The organism is Eoetvoesiella caeni (assembly GCF_003315175.1).
Lineage (GTDB): Bacteria > Pseudomonadota > Gammaproteobacteria > Burkholderiales > Burkholderiaceae_B > Eoetvoesia > Eoetvoesia caeni.
In genome coordinates this window covers 1-21092 of sequence record NZ_QNRQ01000007.1, presented here as the reverse complement: position 1 = coordinate 21092, position 21092 = coordinate 1, and the positions used below count along the sequence as shown (strand labels likewise).

22 protein-coding genes, 1 pseudogene and 1 other annotated feature are annotated in these 21092 nt (G+C 54.9%); of the genes and pseudogenes, 11 read left to right on the top strand and 12 right to left on the bottom strand.

Annotated features, from left to right (window positions below):
* Positions 1-173: 173 nt before the first annotated feature.
* On the top strand, positions 174-1484 hold the full coding sequence (locus DFR37_RS13400) for a Rieske 2Fe-2S domain-containing protein (protein WP_113933828.1): 1311 nt from the start codon (positions 174-176) through the stop codon (positions 1482-1484).
* A gap of 82 nt (positions 1485-1566) precedes the next feature.
* Positions 1567-1791, top strand: a pseudogene (locus tag DFR37_RS13395) (ABC transporter substrate-binding protein); the annotation flags it as partial.
* A 148-nt stretch (positions 1792-1939) separates the two neighbouring features.
* Here the strand turns inward: DFR37_RS13395 and DFR37_RS13390 are convergent.
* The 8 genes from DFR37_RS13390 to DFR37_RS13355 all read right to left on the bottom strand — a co-directional run bounded on the left by DFR37_RS13390 (position 1940) and on the right by DFR37_RS13355 (position 9996).
* A complete protein-coding gene (locus DFR37_RS13390) occupies positions 1940-2143 on the bottom strand; it encodes a CsbD family protein (protein ID WP_113933827.1) in 204 nt (67 codons plus the stop codon).
* Positions 2144-2191: 48 nt separating this feature from the next.
* Positions 2192-2539 carry a BON domain-containing protein gene (locus tag DFR37_RS13385; RefSeq protein WP_113934010.1) on the bottom strand — a complete coding sequence of 116 codons (348 nt, stop codon included), beginning with the start codon at positions 2537-2539 and terminating at the stop codon, positions 2192-2194.
* A 676-nt stretch (positions 2540-3215) separates the two neighbouring features.
* Positions 3216-4700 carry a SulP family inorganic anion transporter gene (locus DFR37_RS13380; protein ID WP_113933826.1) on the bottom strand — a complete coding sequence of 495 codons (1485 nt, stop codon included), beginning with the start codon at positions 4698-4700 and terminating at the stop codon, positions 3216-3218.
* A 92-nt stretch (positions 4701-4792) separates the two neighbouring features.
* Positions 4793-4846, bottom strand: a sequence feature (sul1 is cis-regulatory element that is thought to sense ions involved in sulfur or methionine metabolism; They are found in Alphaproteobacteria).
* Between the two features lie 194 nt (positions 4847-5040).
* Entirely contained in the window at positions 5041-6135 is a 1095-nt protein-coding gene (locus tag DFR37_RS13375; RefSeq protein WP_113933825.1) for an alkene reductase, read from the bottom strand.
* 69 nt (positions 6136-6204) lie between these two features.
* A complete protein-coding gene (locus DFR37_RS13370) occupies positions 6205-7050 on the bottom strand; it encodes an alpha/beta fold hydrolase (protein ID WP_113934009.1) in 846 nt (281 codons plus the stop codon).
* Between the two features lie 132 nt (positions 7051-7182).
* A complete protein-coding gene (locus DFR37_RS13365) occupies positions 7183-8394 on the bottom strand; it encodes a multidrug effflux MFS transporter (protein WP_113934008.1) in 1212 nt (403 codons plus the stop codon).
* Complete coding sequence (locus tag DFR37_RS13360; protein ID WP_113933824.1) at positions 8391-9503, bottom strand: alkene reductase; 1113 nt, start codon at positions 9501-9503, stop codon at positions 8391-8393. Before DFR37_RS13360 ends, DFR37_RS13365 begins: the two co-directional genes overlap by 4 nt.
* Positions 9504-9540: 37 nt before the next feature.
* A complete protein-coding gene (locus tag DFR37_RS13355) occupies positions 9541-9996 on the bottom strand; it encodes a MarR family winged helix-turn-helix transcriptional regulator (protein ID WP_113934007.1) in 456 nt (151 codons plus the stop codon).
* A 194-nt stretch (positions 9997-10190) separates the two neighbouring features.
* Here DFR37_RS13355 and DFR37_RS13350 point away from each other — a divergent pair, with 194 nt between their 5' ends.
* Positions 10191-10679 (top strand): nucleoside deaminase, encoded by a 489-nt coding sequence (locus DFR37_RS13350; RefSeq protein WP_113933823.1) that lies wholly within the window; start codon positions 10191-10193, stop codon positions 10677-10679.
* A gap of 84 nt (positions 10680-10763) precedes the next feature.
* Here the strand turns inward: DFR37_RS13350 and DFR37_RS13345 are convergent, their stop codons facing one another.
* Positions 10764-11084, bottom strand: coding sequence for a helix-turn-helix domain-containing protein (locus DFR37_RS13345; RefSeq protein ID WP_113933822.1), 321 nt, complete (start codon positions 11082-11084; stop codon positions 10764-10766).
* Positions 11071-11397, bottom strand: a complete 327-nt coding sequence (locus DFR37_RS13340; RefSeq protein WP_242341855.1) for a type II toxin-antitoxin system RelE/ParE family toxin — start codon at positions 11395-11397, stop codon at positions 11071-11073. The genes DFR37_RS13345 and DFR37_RS13340 overlap by 14 nt, the downstream gene beginning before the upstream one ends.
* 389 nt (positions 11398-11786) lie before the next feature.
* On the opposite strand from DFR37_RS13340, the gene DFR37_RS13335 reads away from it, so the two are divergent.
* On the top strand, positions 11787-12638 hold the full coding sequence (locus tag DFR37_RS13335; protein WP_346724945.1) for an alpha/beta fold hydrolase: 852 nt from the start codon (positions 11787-11789) through the stop codon (positions 12636-12638).
* Positions 12639-12700: 62 nt separating this feature from the next.
* Here the strand turns inward: DFR37_RS13335 and DFR37_RS13330 are convergent, their stop codons facing one another.
* On the bottom strand, positions 12701-13159 hold the full coding sequence (locus tag DFR37_RS13330; protein WP_113933819.1) for a hypothetical protein: 459 nt from the start codon (positions 13157-13159) through the stop codon (positions 12701-12703).
* A 304-nt stretch (positions 13160-13463) separates the two neighbouring features.
* On the opposite strand from DFR37_RS13330, the gene DFR37_RS13325 reads away from it, so the two are divergent.
* From DFR37_RS13325 to DFR37_RS13315, 3 genes are read left to right on the top strand one after another with little or no spacing between them, the layout of a single operon-like run.
* On the top strand, positions 13464-14012 hold the full coding sequence (locus DFR37_RS13325; protein WP_113933818.1) for a fasciclin domain-containing protein: 549 nt from the start codon (positions 13464-13466) through the stop codon (positions 14010-14012).
* A gap of 46 nt (positions 14013-14058) precedes the next feature.
* On the top strand, positions 14059-14613 hold the full coding sequence (locus DFR37_RS13320; RefSeq protein WP_113933817.1) for a sigma-70 family RNA polymerase sigma factor: 555 nt from the start codon (positions 14059-14061) through the stop codon (positions 14611-14613).
* Complete coding sequence (locus tag DFR37_RS13315; RefSeq protein ID WP_170139916.1) at positions 14610-15368, top strand: anti-sigma factor; 759 nt, start codon at positions 14610-14612, stop codon at positions 15366-15368. Before DFR37_RS13320 ends, DFR37_RS13315 begins: the two co-directional genes overlap by 4 nt.
* A 124-nt stretch (positions 15369-15492) precedes the next feature.
* On the opposite strand, the gene DFR37_RS13310 is transcribed toward DFR37_RS13315, so the two are convergent.
* Positions 15493-16134: a cysteine hydrolase family protein gene (locus DFR37_RS13310; RefSeq protein ID WP_113933815.1), complete on the bottom strand. Its 642-nt coding sequence runs from the start codon at positions 16132-16134 to the stop codon at positions 15493-15495.
* A 106-nt stretch (positions 16135-16240) separates the two neighbouring features.
* Between DFR37_RS13310 and DFR37_RS13305 the strand changes: the two genes are divergently transcribed.
* The 4 genes from DFR37_RS13305 (at position 16241) to DFR37_RS13290 (ending at position 21073) form a co-directional block, all read left to right on the top strand.
* A complete protein-coding gene (locus tag DFR37_RS13305; protein ID WP_113933814.1) occupies positions 16241-17185 on the top strand; it encodes a helix-turn-helix domain-containing protein in 945 nt (314 codons plus the stop codon).
* A gap of 105 nt (positions 17186-17290) precedes the next feature.
* Complete coding sequence (locus DFR37_RS23560; protein WP_073101673.1) at positions 17291-18097, top strand: TnsA endonuclease N-terminal domain-containing protein; 807 nt, start codon at positions 17291-17293, stop codon at positions 18095-18097.
* Positions 18078-20294, top strand: coding sequence for a DDE-type integrase/transposase/recombinase (locus tag DFR37_RS13295; protein WP_170139915.1), 2217 nt, complete (start codon positions 18078-18080; stop codon positions 20292-20294). Before DFR37_RS23560 ends, DFR37_RS13295 begins: the two co-directional genes overlap by 20 nt.
* A complete protein-coding gene (locus tag DFR37_RS13290) occupies positions 20291-21073 on the top strand; it encodes an ATP-binding protein (protein WP_242341856.1) in 783 nt (260 codons plus the stop codon). Before DFR37_RS13295 ends, DFR37_RS13290 begins: the two co-directional genes overlap by 4 nt.
* Positions 21074-21092: the final 19 nt, after the last annotated feature.

Genomic DNA, 21092 nt, shown 5'->3' with positions numbered 1-21092 from the left:
CTTAGATCTCTAATAATATTACATCAATGACAGTTAGATCTCTAACTGTTTTTACGTTAGCGACGATGCGCTGTCCATCAGCAGCGCCGCCGCGTTGAATTCAAAGTCGGCGCCATTGTGCCGCTAAGCTCGGTTACCGAGCGGCGGGCATTGGCCTTGGCAAGGAGACAGAAATGACCTCTGAAGAGAACGACCTTCTATGCCGCGTAATGGGCGATGCGCCCATGGGTCAGCTTATGCGGCGACACTGGACACCCGTCTGCCTTATAGAGGAAGTGCAAGATCCCGATGGCCCGCCAGTTCGGGCACAGGTCTTCGGAGAGGAACTGGTCGTGTTTCGCGACACGGCCGGCCAGGTTGGAGTCATCGGAGAACACTGCCCGCATCGCGGAGCCTCGCTTGTGCTCGGACGCAACGAAGAAGGCGGCTTGCGCTGCCTTTACCATGGCTGGAAGTTCGACGTCCGCGGAAATATTCTTGAAATGGTGTCAGAACCGGCGGGCAACCGGATGGCCGCTGGCATCAAGCACCCCGCCTACCCCACCAAAGAATGGGGCGGCATGGTCTGGGCCTACATGGGTCCCCCCGAAACCATGCCTGAATTCCAGCCGCCGGCCTGGGCTCCATCGCCGGACGTGAAAGTCACTATCGCCAAAGCCGTGTTGCCCTGCAACTGGGCTCAAGTGATAGAAGGCGCGATCGATTCAGCGCACAGTTCCAGCCTGCATTCTTCCGACATGGTTCCCGCAGAAGTAAACGGCGCACAAGCTACCGGAAGCGTCTGGCTCCGGCCTTCAAACGACAAGGCACCCCGTCTGCAGCTGGAGCGTACCGCTTACGGCTTTCGCTACGCTGCCATCCGCAAGCCTATACACAACGCGGACGTCAATGATTATGTCCGCTCTACAGTGTTTGTTGCGCCGGCTACCGCTTTGATACCGCCCAATAACCTGTACAACGTGGCCAATATCAATGTTCCCGCCGACGATACGAACACAGTGTTCTACTTCATTGCCTGGGGCCACCCATCGCAAACACCGGACACGGCCGCATGGCGCAAGTTCCTGGGCCAAACCCTGGGCGAAGACCTTGACAAGCATTACCGGCCCTTGCGCAATCGCGACAATCATTTCTGGCAGGATCGCGAAGCAATGCAAGCTGGCAACTTCACCGGCATTACTGGCTTTCCCAACCAGGACATCGCCATGTGGACCACTATGGGCGCCATTGCAGACCGGTCAGCCGACCATTTGGGAGCAAGCGACCTTGCCGTTGCCGAGTTCCGCAAGCAGATGCTGAAGGCTGTCCGCGCATTCCAGGAAACCGGTGCCGCCATTGGCACAGGAGCCGATGCCATTCCAGCCGAGGTCTGCGCCTTTCAAAGCATGATCCCCAAGGGCAGCGACTGGAAATCGTTCAAAGTCAGTCCCGTTGGCGAAAGCCAGCCCGAACCGGCGCATACGCCGCAAGCCCAGAACGTATAACAGGAACAACAATGCCAAAACTACAATTGTCCGTCGCAATGGGAGACTACGACCGTACGCGTGCATTGCTCGACGGAGCAGCCTGGCCGACACGTCCGCGACAAAAGTCACCCTACCCTTTGTTGAAGAGCAGCTCAAGGCTGCAAAAGCCTTGATGGGCGAGGACTACTGGTCATACGGTGTGGCGGCAAACCGCAACACGCTCGAAGCTTTCGTGCGCCATCATCACGGACAGGGCCTGTCGTCCCGGCTAATGGATATGGACGAAATTTTTCATCCCGCCACTTACGAGACCGTGAAGATCTAGCGCCCCCTTTTGGACCGATAGCCAGTCCGTCTGAGCGGCCAATGCAGCCGCGGCCGAGAAACACTGGAATGGTCCCATGCTGGGCGCACCAAAAAAAGGCGTCCGGTCATCACCGAACGCCCTGGCAATCACAAGCTTTGGTCAAATATTAGTATCCAGTGCCATCACTGAAATCCCGCACTTGCTTTTCGGCCTCATCACGCGCGATGCCGTAACGCTCTTGAACCTTACCGATCAAATATTCTGTATTACCCTCGGCGACATCGAGATCGTCATTAGTCAACTTTCCCCATTTTGCCTGGATTTTTCCAGTCATTTGTTTCCATTTCCCTTTGATCATATCTTCGTTCATACCAAACCTCCTTAGCCTGAAAAATTCGACTGATTTCGAATCTGGAAATTACTTATTTGCTTTGACTTTCAGTCCAGCAGAGTCGACCTTGTTAACGCCTTTGACACTTTCGGCGGCTGCAATGGCCTTTTTCCGTTCAATGTCACTGGGTACCGTTCCGGTCAACGTCGCGACGCCGTTATTGGTCTCGACTGAAATGTCTGTACTTTTCAAATCCTTAGTGCTTGCGAGATCCGCCTTAATTTTAGTGGTGATCCAAGCATCACTAACTGCCTCGCCCGCCGTGGCAGAATGATCCACATTTGTGCCATTGTCTTTTGCCATGACATTCGCCTGCAAGCCAAAGCTCAATGCAGTTGTCATTAGAATACTGGACAAAATCACGGATTTTTTCATAAATATTTCCCCCATTTATTAGAAAAGGACTTTAAAAAATGGCCCTCTTACTCAAGAAAGGATGAAATCCAAAGTTATCGGCAACTGATGGGCCGTCAATGCATTGGATGTAACCACCTTAGCATCGATCAAATCCAATAAGCCTACTAAATGCTACAAGGTATTGCCTTGCACCCACTCGCTCAAAGTCTGCGGTACACGGCCTAACTTCGGACCAATCGTCTCAATGGGGGCGCCTACAACGACGAATACTCGCCACGGTGTTCCCGCACCATGCACACGGCCGCCCTCGAACTTCAGCGGTAAATCTGTTCTGCTTATTCATAGCTCCATTCTCGGAGACTGGAGCCTCTACAAAACCCGGGGCGGTTCATAGTGCTGCGGAATGGTAAGAACTTGCTGAACTACTTATCGTTACACTAAGATGATGACTTAAGTGTACGGATGACCCATGACAAAAGAATCTTCGCCCGCAGGCCGGAGAACAATGCAACCCCAACTTTTTCAGCGTCGGTCAACAGAACGACGGAGCCAGCGAAGCGCTGGGCCGATATTTGAAGGAACAAAACGTGGCAAGCTAGGATTCGTCACGCGTGAAACCGTCGCGAAAGATTACAAAGACCATTATGGCGCTCAATGCAAGTTCTAGCTTGGGGATCGCTCACGCATCTCTTCCCTAATGGCTGGCGGGCTTAAGCGGTGCATCGGGCTTGTCATGTGTGGCAAATTGCCCGATCATCGTCGCGCTGGCCTCGTTCAGCCCGGCGACTTCGACTGCCGTGCCTTCGCGCCTAAGCTTGCTTATCACTTTATCCAGGGCGCCGACGGCGGAAATGTCCCAAAAATGCGCTGCCGAAACATCCAGCACTACCTTCTCCACCCTCTCCTTGAAGTCAACCGTTTCGGCAAAGCGCTCTGACGAAGCAAAAAACACCTGGCCCGAGTAGACGTACGTGCGTATGCTTGCGTCGGCGGAAAGTTCCGATTCAACCGTCAGCAGTCGCCTTACTTTGCCGGCAAAGAACAAGCCGCTGAGGATGACACCGGCCAATACGCCTTGGGCCAGGTCGTGCGTCCAGACTACAACGACAACCGTCGTGACCATTACGACGGAAGATTGCCATGGATGAGAGCGCAGATTCCGTATTGAGCCCCAACTGAACGTGCCGATGGACACCATGATCATGACGGCGACCAGCGCGGGCATCGGAATCCTTGCCACCAGCGGGCCCAGCACCACGATCAAGAACAGCAGGAAGGCTCCGGCGACGAAGGTCGACAAGCGCGTGGAACCGCCTGATTTCACGTTGATGACCGATTGGCCGATCATGGCGCAACCGCCCATTCCGCCAAAAAATCCCGTTACAAAGTTGGCAATCCCCTGACCCTTGCATTCACGGCGCTTATCGCTTGGCGTGTCGGTCAGGTCGTCGACAATTTGTGCCGTCATCATCGATTCCAGCAGGCCCACGGCGGCCATTGTCAGCGAATAGGGCAAGATGATGCGTAACGTCTCCAGGCTGAAGGGCACATTGGGAATCAGGAATTGCGGCAATGACGAGGGCAACTGCCCCATGTCTCCCACTGTGTTGACGTGCAAGCCGCCGTAGATCGAGACCATGGTCAGCGCGATGATCGCAATCAGCGCGGACGGCACGGCCTTTGTCAGGCGGGGAACGAGATAAATGATTGCCAGGCCCGCCGCGACCATGGCGTATGTTACCCATGTGACGTTAATGAGCTGCGGCAGCTGGGCAATGAATATCAGAATCGCCAGCGCATTGACGAATCCCGTGACCACCGACCGCGAGACATACTGCATAAGCAGATCCAGCCGCAGCAAGCCTGCCAACACCTGAAAAACGCCCATCAGGATTGTCGCCGCAAAGAGGTAGTCCACCCCATGCTGTTTGACCAAAGGCACGACAATGACCGCCACGGCGGCGGTTGCCGCGGAAATCATGCCGGGACGGCCCCCGACGAACGAGATAATTACCGCAATCGAAAAGGAGGCATAAAGGCCCACGCGGGGATCGACGCCGGCAATGATAGAGAAGCCGATGGCTTCCGGAATAAGGGCGAGGGCGACGAGAATGCCCGCGAGAATATCAGCGCGAGGATTGGCCAACCATGCGCGGCGAAATGTGGAAAGAAAAGACATTGATTTTGACTGACCTGAAGCTGGCAAGCGTGGCCATCGTACCGAGGGGTCTGATTGGAAGTTGGTCTCGGCGCGAGCCATTATCCGCTTGGAGTTTTCCGGGGGATAGGCGCCCGGCCGAGCCACCCGGCGCTGCCGGGTCCACGTAAGCCGCTGTCGCAGCGACGCAGCATCCATTGCAGGTGCTGCAGGGCGAAATTATACATAACCCATAAGTCGCCAATATTTGGCAGCCAGCGCTCGACTGCGGCTTAGTAGCCGCGAACGGCTCGAATCCAGTCTGAAAGGCAGCACTGACGCCGGAAGATCCGCACCGCAGCTCGCGCCAGTCCGAAAGACCTTAATCAGCGTTGAGCTCCACAAGGGCGGGATAGTCGATGTACCCGGCCGTCCCGCCGCCGTAGAGCGTAGCCTTGTCGAGCGTCGCCAACGGCGCGCCGCTCTTCAGTCGCTCCACCAGGTCGGGGTTGGCGATGAACATGTGCCCGAAGGCGAACAGATCGGCCTTGCCCTCGTTCAACCGCGAAGTGGCCAGGTCCAGGTTGTAGCCGTTATTGGCGATGTAGGTGTTCTTGAAGCGTTGGCGCAGCGCGTCGAAATCGAACGGAGCCACATCACGCGGGCCGCCGGTCGCGCCTTCGACGACATGCAGGTAAACGATGCCCAAGGCATCGAGCTTTTCGACTAGGTAGTTGAACTGCGACTGCGGATCGCTACTGGAGACGCCGTTGGCCGGCGACACCGGCGAGATGCGGATGCCGGTGCGCTCGGCGCCGATTTCTTCGATGATGGCCTGCGTCACCTCCAGCGTCAGCCGAGCACGGTTCTGGACCGAGCCGCCGTAGGCGTCGGTGCGTATGTTGGCACCATCCTTGAGGAACTGGTCCAGCAGATAGCCGTTGGCGCCATGGATCTCGACACCGTCGAAGCCGGCGGCGATGGCATTGGCCGCAGCCTGCCGGAAATCGTTGACGATGCCCGGCAGTTCGTCGAGTTCCAGGGCGCGCGGTTCGGAGACATCCGCAAAGCCATTGTTCACAAAGGTCTTGGTCGCGGCGCGAATCGCCGAGGGCGCCACCGGCATGGCACCGCCTGGCTGCACAGCCACGTTGGCGACGCGCCCTACGTGCCACATCTGCAGGAAGATCTTGCCGCCTCTGGCGTGGACAGCGTCGGTGACCTTGCGCCAGCCGTCGATCTGCGCCTGGGTGTAAATGCCGGGGGTGTCCTGATAGCCCTGGGCCTGTGGCGAGATCTGGGTGGCTTCGGCGATGATCAGGCCAGCCGACGCACGCTGGCTGTAGTAGGTGGCCGCAAACTCGCTGGGAACCAGGCCGGCGCCAGCGCGGTTGCGCGTCAGCGGGGCCATGATGATGCGATTGGAGAGAGTCAACGAGCCCAGGGTGTAAGGCTCGAACAGGGTCTTGTCAGTCATGTCTTTATCTTCCGGGTTGAGGAATGATCAGGCTAAGGGATGGTCGGGTCGAGTGATGCGCGCCAGGCGCTACTCCTCCAGGAACTGGATGGCATGCTTGAGAAAGCGCTCGGGGTACTGGAACTGCGCGCCGTGACCGGCATCGGGGTAGATCAGTAACTGGGCGTTCGGAATGTTCTGCGCCAGATGCCAGGAGTTGATCGAGGGAACCATGATGTCGTTGACCCCATTGAGTACCAACGTCGGCTGTTGGATCGCATTCAAGTGTGCAAAAGGGTTGCCGCCCGGCAACGGCCTAGCGAAAGCCGCCAATGCCTCGCCTTGTGCCTTGGCAACCTCGGGCGAGCTGGGCGGATCGAGTTCCACACGCTGGTGGCGACGCTCCCAGAATGCCAGCCCTGCTTTCTTCGCAGCCTCCGAACGCCCGAAAAAAAGAAAAAGGAAATCGTCCGCAACAGGTACTGGACTCACCGCGACTTGAACTACTTTGGAGTCGCGCATCATCTCGCCGCCCCGTGGGCCGGTGCCGAGCAACAGCAGCTTGCGAACCAGTTCAGGGTGTCGCAGCGCGACATCCTGAACCTCCATGCCGCCAATCGAGAACCCGAGCAGGTCAACCTTCGATAGTCCCAGTGCCCGGATTACCAGCGCGATGTCATCGGCCATGTCCTCCATCCGATTGCGGGGCGTGCCGGTGGACGAGGCAATGCCGCGGCCATTGAACAGAATGACCTCGCGCCCTTGGGCCAGGCCATCGGTCAGCAGCGGATCCCAGTGATCCAGTCCGGCGCGAAAGTGCGGCACGAAAAACAGGGCAGGCTGAGTGGACTGGGGGTTACCCCAGCGGCGATAGGCGAATCGGTCGCCATCGACTTCGATGAAGCGAGTCCGTGCGGTGAGATGGCTGTTGGTCATGGTTTGATACTCAAGTTGTTGGAAAATCAATCGCCCCTTTGGCAAGTGAAATCCTGAAGGTTTGCCGCGCTGAAATTCTTGCATCACTGAGTCCACCGGCTGCAACGAGCTAGCGGCAGGCGGATACCGGCATCAGCGTATGGCAAGAAAAATGAGAAAGGACAGCGCAAGGTTGAATGTCAGGATAATGCCAAGCGATGTATAAACAGGAACAGGAAGGGCTGCGGCAATGCTTATGGCAACGGCCGAAAAACCCATCTGGAAAAAGCCAAGCAGCGCGGAAGCGGCCCCCGCATGCCGTCCGAAGGGCTGCAATGCAATGGCAGTTCCGAGTGGGTTGACAAGGCCCATTCCCAGCAGAAATACAGTCAGGGATGCAGAAAAGAAGAAAACATCTTCTTTGGCGGTCAGCAATGCAACACTGGCCGCCAGCGCAATAATGATTCCGGCGCGCGCCACTTGCACTTGCCCCCATCTTCGGGCGAACCGGGGTGCCAAGAAGCCGGCGCCAAACACGACAAAAACGGTTGATGCAAAGAACAGTCCTAACTCGAACGGCGAGAAATGGAACCCGGTCATCAATATTGCCGGCGCCATAGCAAAGAATGCGTACAGTGCACCGATGACAAGACTCACTGAAAGAGTCGGAGCGATAAATCGCCGGTCGATCAGAAGTTGTCGGTAGATCTTCAGCGTTGCCCGGACAGAGAGGGCCGAACGCTTGTCAGCCCTATGTGTTTCTCCCAGCCTGGCAATGTAGTAAATAGCTAGCAAGACTGCCAGCACACCCACAAATACGAACGTTGCTCTCCAGCCCAGCCAACTATTGAACGCGCCACCCAAGAGCGGTGAAAAGCCCGGTGCCGCAGCCATGGCTATCATGGTCAGCGACAGCGCACGCGCAAGCTCATGGCCGTCGAACAAGTCGCGGGCGATGGCCCGGGACAGAACCGACGTAGCGCAAACACCCAGCGCCTGGATGACCCGGCCGCCGATCAGTTGCGGCAGTGTGCTGGCCACCGCGCAGACCAGGCTACCGACGACGAAGATGGCCAGTCCGGCAAGCACCAGACGCTGGCGCCCGAAGCGATCCGACAGCGGGCCGACGAACAGCTGGCCCAGCGCGAAGGCCAGGAAGAAACTGGTCAACGTTGCGCTAAGCTCGCGGACCGAGACGCCAAGATCCTCGCCCATGGCGGGAAACGCGGGAAGGATGATGTTGGTGGCCAATGCCCCCAGGGCTGCCAGCGCGGCCAGCAAGAACAGCACGCCTGCTGTGAGCCCTTGCTCGGCAGGCGTGCTGTGTGCTTGCGACGATGCAGGTGTTGTGGTGAGTTTGCTCATCGGCATGACGCCTCAAGCGCTGGATAGTCCACATAGCCTTCGGCTCCGCCGCCATAGAAGGTGGCTCGGGTGTAGTCGTTAAGGTCGGCGCCCTGGCGCGCGCGCTCGGGTAGATCCGGATTGGCGATGAACAGCCGCCCGAATGCAATGGCGTCCGCCCGGCCCGCTTCGATTGCTGCGGCCGCCGTGTCGGGCCTGTAGTTCCCGGCCGCGATCAGGACGTTCGGCCAAAGCGGGCGGAACAGCTCCGATGCGAAGGGCACATTCTGATGATCGACGTCGGCCTGGCCCGCCCCGCTAGCGCGGGGCTCGATCAGATGCAGATACGCCAGATCAAGCGCCGCCAGTTGCTTGATGAGGTAGGAATACAAAGGCAATGGGTCGTCCTCACCACTCCCGTTAGCGACGCCGAACGGCGACAGCCGGATGCCGACACGGTCGGCACCGAAAACGGTTGAGACCGCAGCGGCAATCTCCAGCACAAGGCGGCAGCGATTTTCAATCGACCCGCCATAGGCGTCGGTTCGCTGGTTGCTGCGGCTTTGCAGAAACTGCTCCAGCAGGTAGCCGTTGGCCGCATGGATCTCCACGCCATCGAAACCGGCTTGCTGCGCATAACGTGCCGCCTGAGCATAGTCCTCGACTACCGAGGCAATCTCCGCCGTTTCCAATGCCCGCGGCGTCTCGAAAGGGGCTCGTTCAAAGGACGCTGTGTATGCATTGCCGGGCGCGGCAATAGCGGACGGAGCCACCGGCAATTGATCACCCAGGAGCGACGAATGGGAGATGCGGCCGACATGCCAGAGTTGCAGAAAGATCAAGCCGCCTTGCGAGTGGACCGCTTCCGTGACCGACTTCCAACCATCGATCTGCGCCTGGCTGTGGATGCCGGGCGTCGCCGGCATCCCCTGGCCGGTGAGCGAGATCTGCGAGCCCTCTGTAATGATCAGCCCGCCCTGTGAGGCGCGCTGACGGTAATATTCCACGTTCAACGCCTGGGGGACATTCCCCGGCTGTGTCGCCCGCATGCGGGTCAACGGAGCCATGACCACACGATGCTTCAAACCCAGGGAGCCGAGGCGTAAAGGAACAAACAGTTTCTGCGTCATTCAGTAATCCGTAATAAGCTGCATAGATAGATGGCGATCATTCACCCAATTGCCCTTCGGGATGGCCATCAAGGAATGCAATACAGGTATCAAGCAAATCATGCAGCGCGGCCACCCGCTCCGCGCCCAACTGCTCGTTGAGGGCTGTTTGTGCCCTTTTCCATGCGCGCTGGCCTTCGGCTTGTTTCACACGCCCTGCCTCGGTTGCCTCGACCAGGCGGCTGCGTGCATCCTTGCCAGCGCCGATCTCCAACCATCCATGCGCAGCCAGCGGCTGCAGGTTGCGCGTCAAGGTCGACGCATCCATCCGCATGAGCCTGGCCAAATCGACCGGTTGAATGGGGCCCAGCCGGACTACGTAAGACAGCAATGCGTATTGTGTGTTCTTGAGCCCCGTCTGGGCGATATAGCCGTCGTAATGACGCGTCACCATGCGCGTAAGCTGGCGAAGCTTCAGGTTGGTGCAACCTTGCGGCTTGATTGAGTTCTTCATGCCATACATTGTACCTACAACCATTGTATATGCAACTTTTATCTTGCAGCATAGCTAGTAGTTTGCAACAGTTAGGCATATAGGCGCTCAACAACGCTACTATTGTGTGAGCCGTATTGGCAGCAAAGCTTTTCTCGTGGCGGATCTACTAGCTTGCGCAAGGTCGAAAAACACACTAAACAGGAGATGGCTTTATGATCAACGAACAAGATCGTATATACCTGCGTCGATGCGTGGAGTTGGCGGAGTCGGCCCTTGCCGCCGGCGATGAACCTTTTGGATCGGTGCTTGTGTCATCCAACGGCAAGGTTTTGTTTGAAGACCACAACCACGTTGCTGGCGGCGATCACACCCAGCATCCGGAGTTCGCTATCGCAAGATGGGCCGCGCAAAACATGAGCCCCGAAGAACGATCTGTAGCGACGGTCTATACATCGGGTGAACATTGCCCAATGTGTGCGGCAGCCCATGGTTGGGCCGGGCTTGGCAGGATTGTTTATGCCAGTTCTTCTAAACAGCTAAGCGCCTGGCTTTCAGAACTGGGCGCTCGTCCATCGCGCGTCCGTCCTTTGTCTATCGGCGAAGTCATTACGGATACGGTAGTCGACGGCCCAGACGAGGAACTGGCACCGCAAATTCGTCTGCTTCACGTTAAGCTTCATACACGTGAAAGGGATAAATGAAGCCGGCTCGGTTCGCACATCAGCTCCGCTGCCTGAACGCTGATTCACGGTATGCCCGCAGATCACGCTGCCTCAGGCTTTTATTTATAAAACCGCTTCTATTCCCTTACGCTCGATCAGATTGAGCAACTTTAGCGAGGAGCCATTTGGCTTCTTGTCGCCTACTTCCCATTTTTGTACTGTGGACAAGCTGATATTGAGTACGGCTGCAAACACCGCCTGACTGAAATTAGCCTGCTCACGCAGCGACTTGATCTGCTGCGGCTGCATTTCATGCATGTCAAGATTACGCAATACATCGAACTCGAGCATGCGGCGTTTACTGATAAGGCCAGCACTGTGCAGTCCTTGCGCCGTCTCGTGCATTTCATCCCGAATCCGGCTTTTATACTTAGTCATGGTCATAGCCCACCTCCTGGATCTCACCGGCAGCCAAGGCAATCGCCAACTGACGGCCATCAAAGCTCAAAAGCTCCCGCGCTATTTCCTGGAGCATCTTCAACTCGTCCTTGTCGATATTGTTCCGTTCACTCTTGCTGAATCCGTATAGAAAAAACCAACGGTCTGACAATTTTGTAGCGACGATGGTTCGCCCCCCACCGCGCTTGCCCTGACCAGGCAAAGTGACCCGCTTCTTCACAACGTAGCCACCCAAATCAGCGTCGATAAGGCCTTGACTCATCTCGGAAACAGCTTTGCATAAAGCATCATTTGACACGCCCACCTTCCGCGCCCACCGAGCAAAGCTCCGAGTCTTATATATCCTCTTATGCGAAAAATTATACCACTCAGTGCAATGGTTATCCATGCCCGCTGCCCCCAGAATCTTTCAATCAAGCAATCTAAAACAAACTGCTCTGAAAAGACATTAGGCGGATTTGCCCAGGGCTAAAGCGTGAAACAACACCGATCCGAAGGCTGGTGCCGTGGCTTACGCACAGTCGCATGCCGTCCAGCGGCCGCAACGTTTGACGCGGTTGCCAGCAGGTGCCGCAGGCACTCTAAAGCCGAAGCTATGGAGCTTATAATCGGCTTATGAGCATCCAAACGTCTCCTTATTTGCCTCGCAGAGCCAGCACTGTCGAACAACTCACAATCCGAGGCGCTGTGCCCTATCGTGTTCACCGATGGGCTGCTGAAAAAGGTTCTTCACTGAACGCGCCCCCGCTGCTCCTGGCTCATGGCTGGATGGACGTCGGCGCGTCTTTTCAACGCTGTGTCGATTATCTTTCCGCTGGCCGGGATGTCATTGCCTTGGACTGGCGTGGATTCGGAGGAAGCAGAAGCGGTCAGCCGGTCGACAGCTACTGCTTCTATGACTACTACGGTGACCTGGACGCCATAGTCGACTATATATCGCCGAATTCTCCGATCGATTTGCTTGGCCATAGCATGGGCGGCAATATTGTCATGACGTACGCGGGCACCTGCCCCGCACGAATACGCCGCTTGATCAACGTTGAGGGTTTCGGGCTGGCCAAGACCGCTCCATCCGAGGCCCCAGCCAGACTTGCCCAATGGCTTTCAGAACTAAAATCGCCAGTATCCTTGCGAACTTTCGCAAATGAACAAGATATCGTTGAGCACTTGCGAATCAGAAGCCCGCAGCTCGACAAAGAATATGGAGCCTGGCTCGCACGCCAATGGGCGCAACTTCAGCCGGACGGGCGTTGGCACATAATGGCCGATGCCGCCCACAAGCGCGTAAATCCCATCCTCTACCGCAGTGATGAAGCCATTTCCACGTGGGCAAACATTCAGGCACGTGTACTTTGGGTTGAAGGGGAAAACACCGGCCATGACCGCTGGAGCGGGGACAAATATCCTCGTTCCGAATTCGAAGACCGACTAAGCAAAGTGCAGTCTGTCGAACGCCGGGTTATCAATCAAGCTGGCCATATGATCCACCTTGATCAGCCCCAAGCTCTGGCCACAGCCATAGAAGACTTCCTTTCCTGACCGGTCGTAGGCGCAAAAAGGGCCGAGTGGCATTCGGCCTTTTGGGCAGCGTGCGGGGCCCCCTATTTACCGCTAATTTCGCCGGGCTTGGGGTTTGTGGCGCCGCCTTTAACGTTGATTTTATTCATCTCGTCAGCACACCGGGAATTACCGTAGAAAACGATTTTGCCGTCAAGTGCAACCAGAACAGCCGCCGCGGTAGCGGAGTAGACGCTAGGAAACTCATAGCAGGTATAGCCCTGTGCATTTCCCGACTTTTCCCGCGGAGGCTCAGCTATTTTGTCGAGTACCGGCTGGATCTCACCGCCAACGTTTACCTCGTTAAGCGCTGCCTGAATACGCTTTTGTCTTTCGTCGGTACCGGCAGCAGTCGGGCTCAAAGCGCCAAAGGCTGATTTGGCCGCGTTCAAGCCGCCTTCCGCCATCGTTCCCGTCATCATCGGTGCGCATCCGCTTAAAAGGCTTAGCGTAGCAAGCCAAATAGCAGGCCTCAGACTGGCCAACATCCTATTCAGACTCATTGCAATCTCCTTCAAGCTCTTTTGCGTAGGCTCAGCAACTGCCGTTCTGGATCACACGGAATCGCTGAGGCTGTTTAGCTGAAGTTACATAGTAACGCGCTTCGGATTCGGCTAGCGGCGTATCTTCCGTCGTCCCCAATTACCAGGCTGGCAGGATGCCGTGTCGGGTTCCAAGCACTCCTACCAAGGCGAGGTGATTCAGGACACTTATGAGCTTATTTGCAATTGAGTGCATCCATATCCCTGTTTCGTCCGTATATGTCTATGTGAGGCAATTTCACCTACACATACGGAAGGAATAATCATGAAAACAGCAATTCGTTCGATCGTTTTGACTTCAATACTTGCGACGGGCACTGCCGGAGCGGCCGGTATCAACGTGGGCGGCTCGCCCATGCTTGCGCAAAAGGACATTATCGAAAACGCGATGAATTCCAAGGACCATACCACGCTGGTCGCGGCGGTAAAAGCCGCGGGCCTTGTCGACACATTGCAGGGTAAAGGGCCCTTTACGGTCTTTGCCCCGACTAACGCCGCATTTAGCGGATTACCGGCGGGTACAGTCGATACTTTGTTAAAGCCGGAGAATAAAAGCCAACTGACGGGAATATTGACTTACCATGTAGTTCCAGGCAAATATACCAAGCACGATCTGGAAAAACTGATTAAGAAAGATGGAGGAAAGGCCATGCTGAAGACGGCTTCAGGCGGCATGCTCACTTTCATGATGAACGGTCCGGAAAACATCCAGATCAAGGACGCTTCCGGCGCAGTCGCCAATATCAGCACGTACGACGTAATGCAAAAGAATGGCGTTATCGACGTAATCGATAAAGTGCTGATGCCCAAATAATCGATAACCCGACAGGGCCGATTTACTCTCGAAGGTACCGTAACGCATGGTTCAACTCGCCGACCAGGAGCACCGGGCTTTATTAAGCGCGGTATCCCGCGGCGACCGCCCTGCCTTCGAGACGCTTTATGCGAGCGTATCGCCACGCTTGTACGCGGTTGCCCTACGCTTGCTCAAACGTCCCGGCTGGGCTGAAGAGGTATTGCAGGATGCCTTTATCACGGTCTGGAATAAAGCAGAAAGTTATGACGGCATCAGCAGTTCGCCCTTGACCTGGCTGACCAATATCGTACGTAACAGGGCCATCGACTGGCTGCGAGTCGCGGACAATCGCTGCGTTGAACTCGACGAAATCATGTTAAACGAGCTTCCCAGCGCAGACCCGAATCCACTGGAACAACTGGAACAGAGCGATTCCAACCATCGTCTGGACGATTGCCTGGGGCTGCTGTCGGCAGAACAACGACAAAGTATCGTATTGGCCTACTACCACGGCTTGTCGCATGACGAGATTTCGAAACAACTTAAGCATCCGCTGGGAACCACCAAAAGCTGGATACGCCGTGGTTTGAAGCAATTGAAAGGATGCCTGGGCTTATGAGCGAGCATATGCATAATGACATACTGGCCGCTGAGTATGTTCTGGGAACATTGCGCGGCCCGGCGCGGCGCCGCTTCGAGGCGCTAATGCAACAGGACTCCGTACTTCTTTCCCATGTCCATCGGTGGCAGGAAACGTTGAGCGTATTGGACGCGGCCGACACGCCGATCCAGCCTCCGCTTCGAGTGTGGCGCGCGATCCAGTCACGTCTGCCGCAACGGCAAGAGGCAACGAGGGATTCGAATAGCCCGTCGCCCAGTCGCGACTCTTTTACGAAGTCCACTATGTCCGCGCGGCCGAGCTGGAAAGCCCGCACCTTTCAGTACCGATGGCAGTTTGCCAGTTTTGCTTTGGCTGTGGCGCTGGTAACGATAACAGTTTCGTCCCGCCTTTTCGTTCCCGACAACACTGGTTCAATGTATGTTCCTGTGGCGGTATTGGCTGCCACCCAAGCCGGCCAACCCCAGCAAATGGTCGTAAGCTTTGATTCTAACAATCAGAAGCTTATTGTGACGCCGTTTGACTTAGAGGCGCCCGAAACAGGACATAGCCTGGAGTTGTGGCTGATTGCGAAGGGCCAAAAGCCTGAGTCGCTGGGGTTACTCAAGCCTCAAGCCAGCACGATGATCAGTCTGAATAGGACCCGTTTGGCGCCTGAAGTCACTCTCGCTGTGAGCCTGGAACCCGCCGGTGGATCGCCGACGGGTCAGCCCACAGGTACGGTACTGTACGCGGGCAGGATCGGCAAGACTTGACGGATGCGCGCGTCGGCTTGGAATCGAGAGTCGAAAAAGATCCGCCGGAGCTTCTGGACAGAAGACTCTATGTCCAATCCTCCCCACCGACGTTCTTGGCACTGCTTGACGCATCTGCTATGGTTTATTTGCCTGATGCAGATCGTTCCAAGAGTTCGTCGCAGCTCATCACGTGCGCGGTTGAAAACGCCAGAATACGCAATGTAGCTTGGTGAACTTCCTCGGCGGGCATGGCACCAAAGCCAACATCCGGGTAATCGAAGGTGCCAGTGCCATCGGACAAGAATACAACGCGATAGTTGTTGAACATGGCGTCCCGTGCCGTGGCATGGCAGCAGTTTTCCGTGGTGGTACCGGAGATGACAACGGTCTTTATCCCCCATTCCCGCAACATCATATCCAGCGTGGTGCCAAAAAAGGCACTGTAACGTGGCTTCTTGATGACATGCTCACCTGTTTTCGGGGCCAGTGGCGGGTAAATCTCAGCGCCTTCCGTGCCAGCTATCAGTGCACTGCGTTCAGCGATGGGAGGATACAAGTCATCGAACAACCCCATATCCGACCCATCGCTACGATGAGCATGGGCGGTAAAAATCACGCGCATGCCACGCTCGCGGCATGCGTCCAGGGTCTTGGCAAGGCGGGGAACCAGATCTTGCGCCATTTGCGCCAGTAGTGGGGCGCCAGGTGCAACAAAATCGTTTTGCATGTCGACGACAATGACAGCGGTCGTTTTTGGGTCAATTACATCACAGCGATAGGGCATGTTAGTCTCCTTTTTAGAGTAATCACTTGTTATTGTGAAGCCTGCAGCAAAGCCTTGCTTGCCTGTCGACGCCAATTGCTGTTCTCTAACGGCCAGGAGATGTTCAATGATTCCCTTTGCTAGCGTAGGTCCAGAAGACGGGTTTGATCATTGGCATCAGGTGACATGTCGCAATTATTCCCATACCGAATGCCGTGCGATTCCCGACGAATGTTTTTCGGCAACGGTCACGACCCAATCTTTCGGAAAACTGATCCTCAGCAACATCAGTTCCCGCATTCGTAGCGGGAATGAACTAGGCCTTTGGCGAGAGCCCGCGCACATCCGCAAGGACGGCAGGGAGGAGTTCTTTTTGTGGGTAGGCCGAGAAGGCAAGACCATGCTTGAGCAGCACGGCCGGGTGGCTACGCTTTTGCCGGGCCAAATCATGCTGATGGATCAAACAAAGCCATTCAAGCTGGTTTTTGGCGAAATTTCTGCTACCACGTTAATCATAGTGGATCGGCCCCAATTGACGAGTAGGGTTCCATGGATCGAGGCGGCCGCAGCCAGGGCTATCCCCGCAGACATGCCGTGGTCGCGGCTCTTTGTGTCGTTAGTGGATAGCGTCGTATCCGCCACACAGACCCCAAATAGAATCTCAACTGCCAGGATGGAGATAATGGCCCTCGACATGTGGGCAGAAATCCTGGACTTGGCTTTGGCAGGCGACAGTACGAAGGCCCGGCCATACCGTCAGAAACTGCAACAGGCACAAAGCTTCTTGCGTGCAAACCTGGATGATCCCGATTTGGACAATGATGTGATCGCCAGAGCGGTTAACTTATCAAGCAGGACGCTGCTTCGTCTATTTGCCGAAGAGGGCACGACTCCCATGCGCTGGCTGATGCAAGAACGCCTACGCGCTAGCCACCAAGCGCTGGAACACCATCGTTTCGAGCGTGTAACCGATGTAGCTTTTGCCTTTGGCTTTCGTAACCTGTCTCATTTCAGCCGCTCTTTTAAGGCAGTGCATGGCGTATCGCCTCAGCAATTATTGAGGCGGCGCTAACGTCCCGGAAGTTTATGTTTCGTTCCTGGCTGCATAAACTCCCTTTAACTCCCTAATATTGCGGATATTTATTGCAATTAATATGGAGTTTTGCCATTATGTGCCATGGAATGGGATACAGACGTCTCTCTTTACATGCCGCACTTTCGGAATAGGCTCCGCCGTGGTCAAGGGCTGGGAGTACATGCCGCGTACAAGCCATGGCTTAGAGTCCGGGATGTCCCCTCTCGTGGGACCTCCAGCATAGTTAGAGGAATTCGAACGTCCCGATCTGTCCATTTACTTTCAAAGATCGAAACCACCTACTTCTTTCTGCTAGAACGTAGACGCACTACCCAGGACTGTCGCGAGCAATTCCCAATCCTCGAGATAACGCGCACGCTCGAGTTATGTGAAGAATTAGGTGTCCGCCATCCTCATAAGGGCTTTTATCCCGAGCCGTTCACCATCGATTTCATGGTTACCGAACTTATAGACGGAAAACCTTATTTTCGTGCCGCAAGCATCAAAACCCCAAATGATGCAACCAATCCTTCTGTACTGAACCGCTTGGCCGTCGAGCATCGTTGGTGTGCCGAACACAATATTCCTTGGACGCTCGTAGACACATCCGCATTCGACGATACATTGCTTAAAAACCTCAGGTTCATGCGGGCCTGGTTTCTACATCGACATATACCCGACTATCCTCAAGCGATACGGTTTGCGGCATGCTTCCTCGATATCTACCGACGGAACACCCTACTAGATGAAATCGTCCACGATGTATGCCAACGATTACACCTACCAATTAATTCGGGACACGACACTTTCCGTTTCTGTGCATGGAGCGGACTCATACCCATTTCCTTAAGCCATGGGTTGGCTCTTAATTTGCCATTGGTGCTTCGCAATGTCCAAAATACCCATTGAGTTCGAAAAGGTAGGAAACATAACGCCCACAGAAGGCCTGGTACTGCGCGTGGGGAATCAGCAACCCAAATATTTAAGAGTCACGCATGTGTTTACCAGCTGCATATATGGAATATGGGTGACTACACCCCAACAAGCGCGGAGCGCTCGTCGGCCAAAACGAATCTCTTCAAACGAAGTTACCCATCTTATTGAAAATAACGGTGGCCAATGGGGGAAACTACGCCTGCCGTACCAATTCATAGGAATTGGCAAATTTCGTAAAAATGACCACACCGAAGCGATCGAAGCGGCCTGGAATCTCATCGAACCGTTGGTCTATGCGTTTAAAAATGAAGAAAATCTTTCGTCGGCTCATTTCACTTCGCTTATACGCAATCGCTCCGAAACGTTGGGAGTCAATTTCCTAACCCTTTATCGACTTGTGCTGCGCTACTACTATTTCGGCGGAACAAGACTTGCGTTAATTCCATTGCCACCTGGGGCTAAGCCTGCAGCACGCGCATACTCACTAGGCGAGAAAAACGAATCGACGCCAACCCAACCAAGTATGCGTCGAGGGCGACAACCGGCACTGGCATCAGAACTAGGACGTAACAATTTCATCATTGATGACGACGACATATCTGACATGCTGGCCTGCCTTAAAGGAAGCCTACGCAAGGGACCGGCGTTTTTCACGGAGGTACATCAAGAATATCTTTCTACTTATTTTCGACGTAGGCATCCGGACACTTTTAGTCAATATATTGATAACAGGCACCCGGAACCCATAACGCTGCGTCAGTTTCGATACTACGTAAATGAAAATCTACAACTCACTGACGATCTGGCACGAAACCTTCGAAAGTATGAACGTAATCCCGGACGAACAGGTTCTGTTAGGGCCGCCGGCCCAGGCGAGGTTTATGAAATCGATGCAACGGGCGGGCGGATATTCTTAGTAACCGATGAAGAAAATCCCGTCACTGTCGGTAAGCCGATTATTTACCTGATCATTGATCGCTGGAGCCGTTTCGTTGTGTCCGTGTATTTATCCTTGCGTCCACCGTCATGGAGCGAAGTTCAGTACGCTTTACTTATCGCGTTTACATCACGCACAAAGCGCTTTGCCTCAATGGGAGTGGATATCGACGACGAGCGCTGGCCCATCGGGCGATTCCCTTCCACACTTTGCCCTGATCGTGGATCGGACTTCATGAGTCGATCCATGGAAAAAGTCGTCACCGACGATTTACGGATTGAGCTTACGCCACTGCCTCCGCTATGCCCAGATGGGAAAGCGATCGTCGAACGCACGATTCGGGAAATAAAGCGCCGTATGTTTATGTCGAAGCTAAAAGGCACATACGCCGATAGGCCGCTCGACCCACCTACCAAAAGAGAAGCAAAAAAAGCACAAGCTACCGCTGTCAACTCCCTTGCTGATGCATATAGAGCTGTTATCGAAATTATTGACGACCACAATAACCGCCCACATTCGGCTCTACGCAGAAGGCGCACTCTAGCCCGGGCAGGCGTGCCGCCAACTCCCAAAGAAGCATACCTATGGGGACTCAAAAATATTACGGGATTACGCACTCCGCCTTTAGCAGAGGGTGACTATCGGCGATTACTGCTCGGAATAGATGATGCGAGCATCGCTAAAGGCGTTATTCGCTATTGTAGTCGGCTCTATTATCCTGTTAATGAGCCCGCCCAAGAGCTGGCGTTTAGATCAGCCGCTCGTCCAAAACGCGTAGAAGTGCGAATCGACCGAACAGACCCCTCTGAACTGTTCATCGAAACATCGAAACCAGAATGGGCTCATTTCTCTCTTGGCGTTGGCGGGGCAGGAGAATTGATGTCGCTCACTCTAGATGAAGAAGCTGCCTTAGCCGACCAAACAGCGCTTGCCTTTGCAAGAGCTGACCACGAAAGCAAAATAAAGCGTATCCGGAAAAAGGTCGCCGACGTGGCAAAGGCTCCCAAAAAGAACCTCAACGCAATGCCGACGGTAAATCGCGATAAGCTCAGCCAAATTGATCTTTCCCTGGCGAGACAACACGAAACAACCAAAATGAAAGAGGCTCTGTTCGGTAAATCAGCGGCAAGAGATCATGTACCAGCAACACTTGAACCAACGTGGGAAGCGCTCGAAGAACAAGAGCGGCTGCGAAACTTGGAAATTATCCGCAAAAATAGGGGTAGACAGTGAGCGACATTATGGCGGCACATTACCAAGAGACAGGCGTTCGTTCCTTTAAAGGCAATCCTTTCATCGAAGCGCTGCCTGTGCTCGAAGAACGAAAAGAACAATTCTTAACAGAGCTAAGTCATTACCCTCCCAGACCGACCATAAAAGACAGGCAAGCCGGTGACGTGAGCCGCATCATGGAACTATCCATTTTGAACGACATAGTCCATCCCTTCCCTGAGTTCCAAAAGGCTGGGTTAGCATTGGCCACTATTATTCGCCAAAGCTATATTGGCCGTAATCCGCTTACTGTTATCGATCGACAACGGCGCCATGCCATGGCGTCCCATCAAGGCGCCACGGGCAGTGGCGTGCCTTTTCCTAGAGACTGGACTTCATCCGCAAGGGGCCATCTCATCATGGGCATTAGCGGCATGGGCAAAACGACCTTTGCAACGACTTTTCTAATGCGCTATCCCCAAGTTATTGCTCATACCTGTTATCAAGGCTCAAACCTTGTATGCCACCAAGTAGTCTTCGTTGTTCTTCGCGTTCCTCACGATGCCACCCTGCGAAGCTTATGTGTGCAATTTTTCGAAGAAATCGATAAGGCCCTCGGCACGAACTACGTTAGGCAAGCCAGATCTGTGCATCAAATAGCGCCCATGGTGGCACTAATGAATCACGTAGCAACCGCTGTCTCGCTGGGATTTCTCGTAATCGATGTCGCGCGTCAACTATCTTGGCCGGTGCGCGTCAATTATCTTGGCCGGTTGACGCTGGGCAATTTACTGAGTTGATGCCATCCTTTTCAGGGAT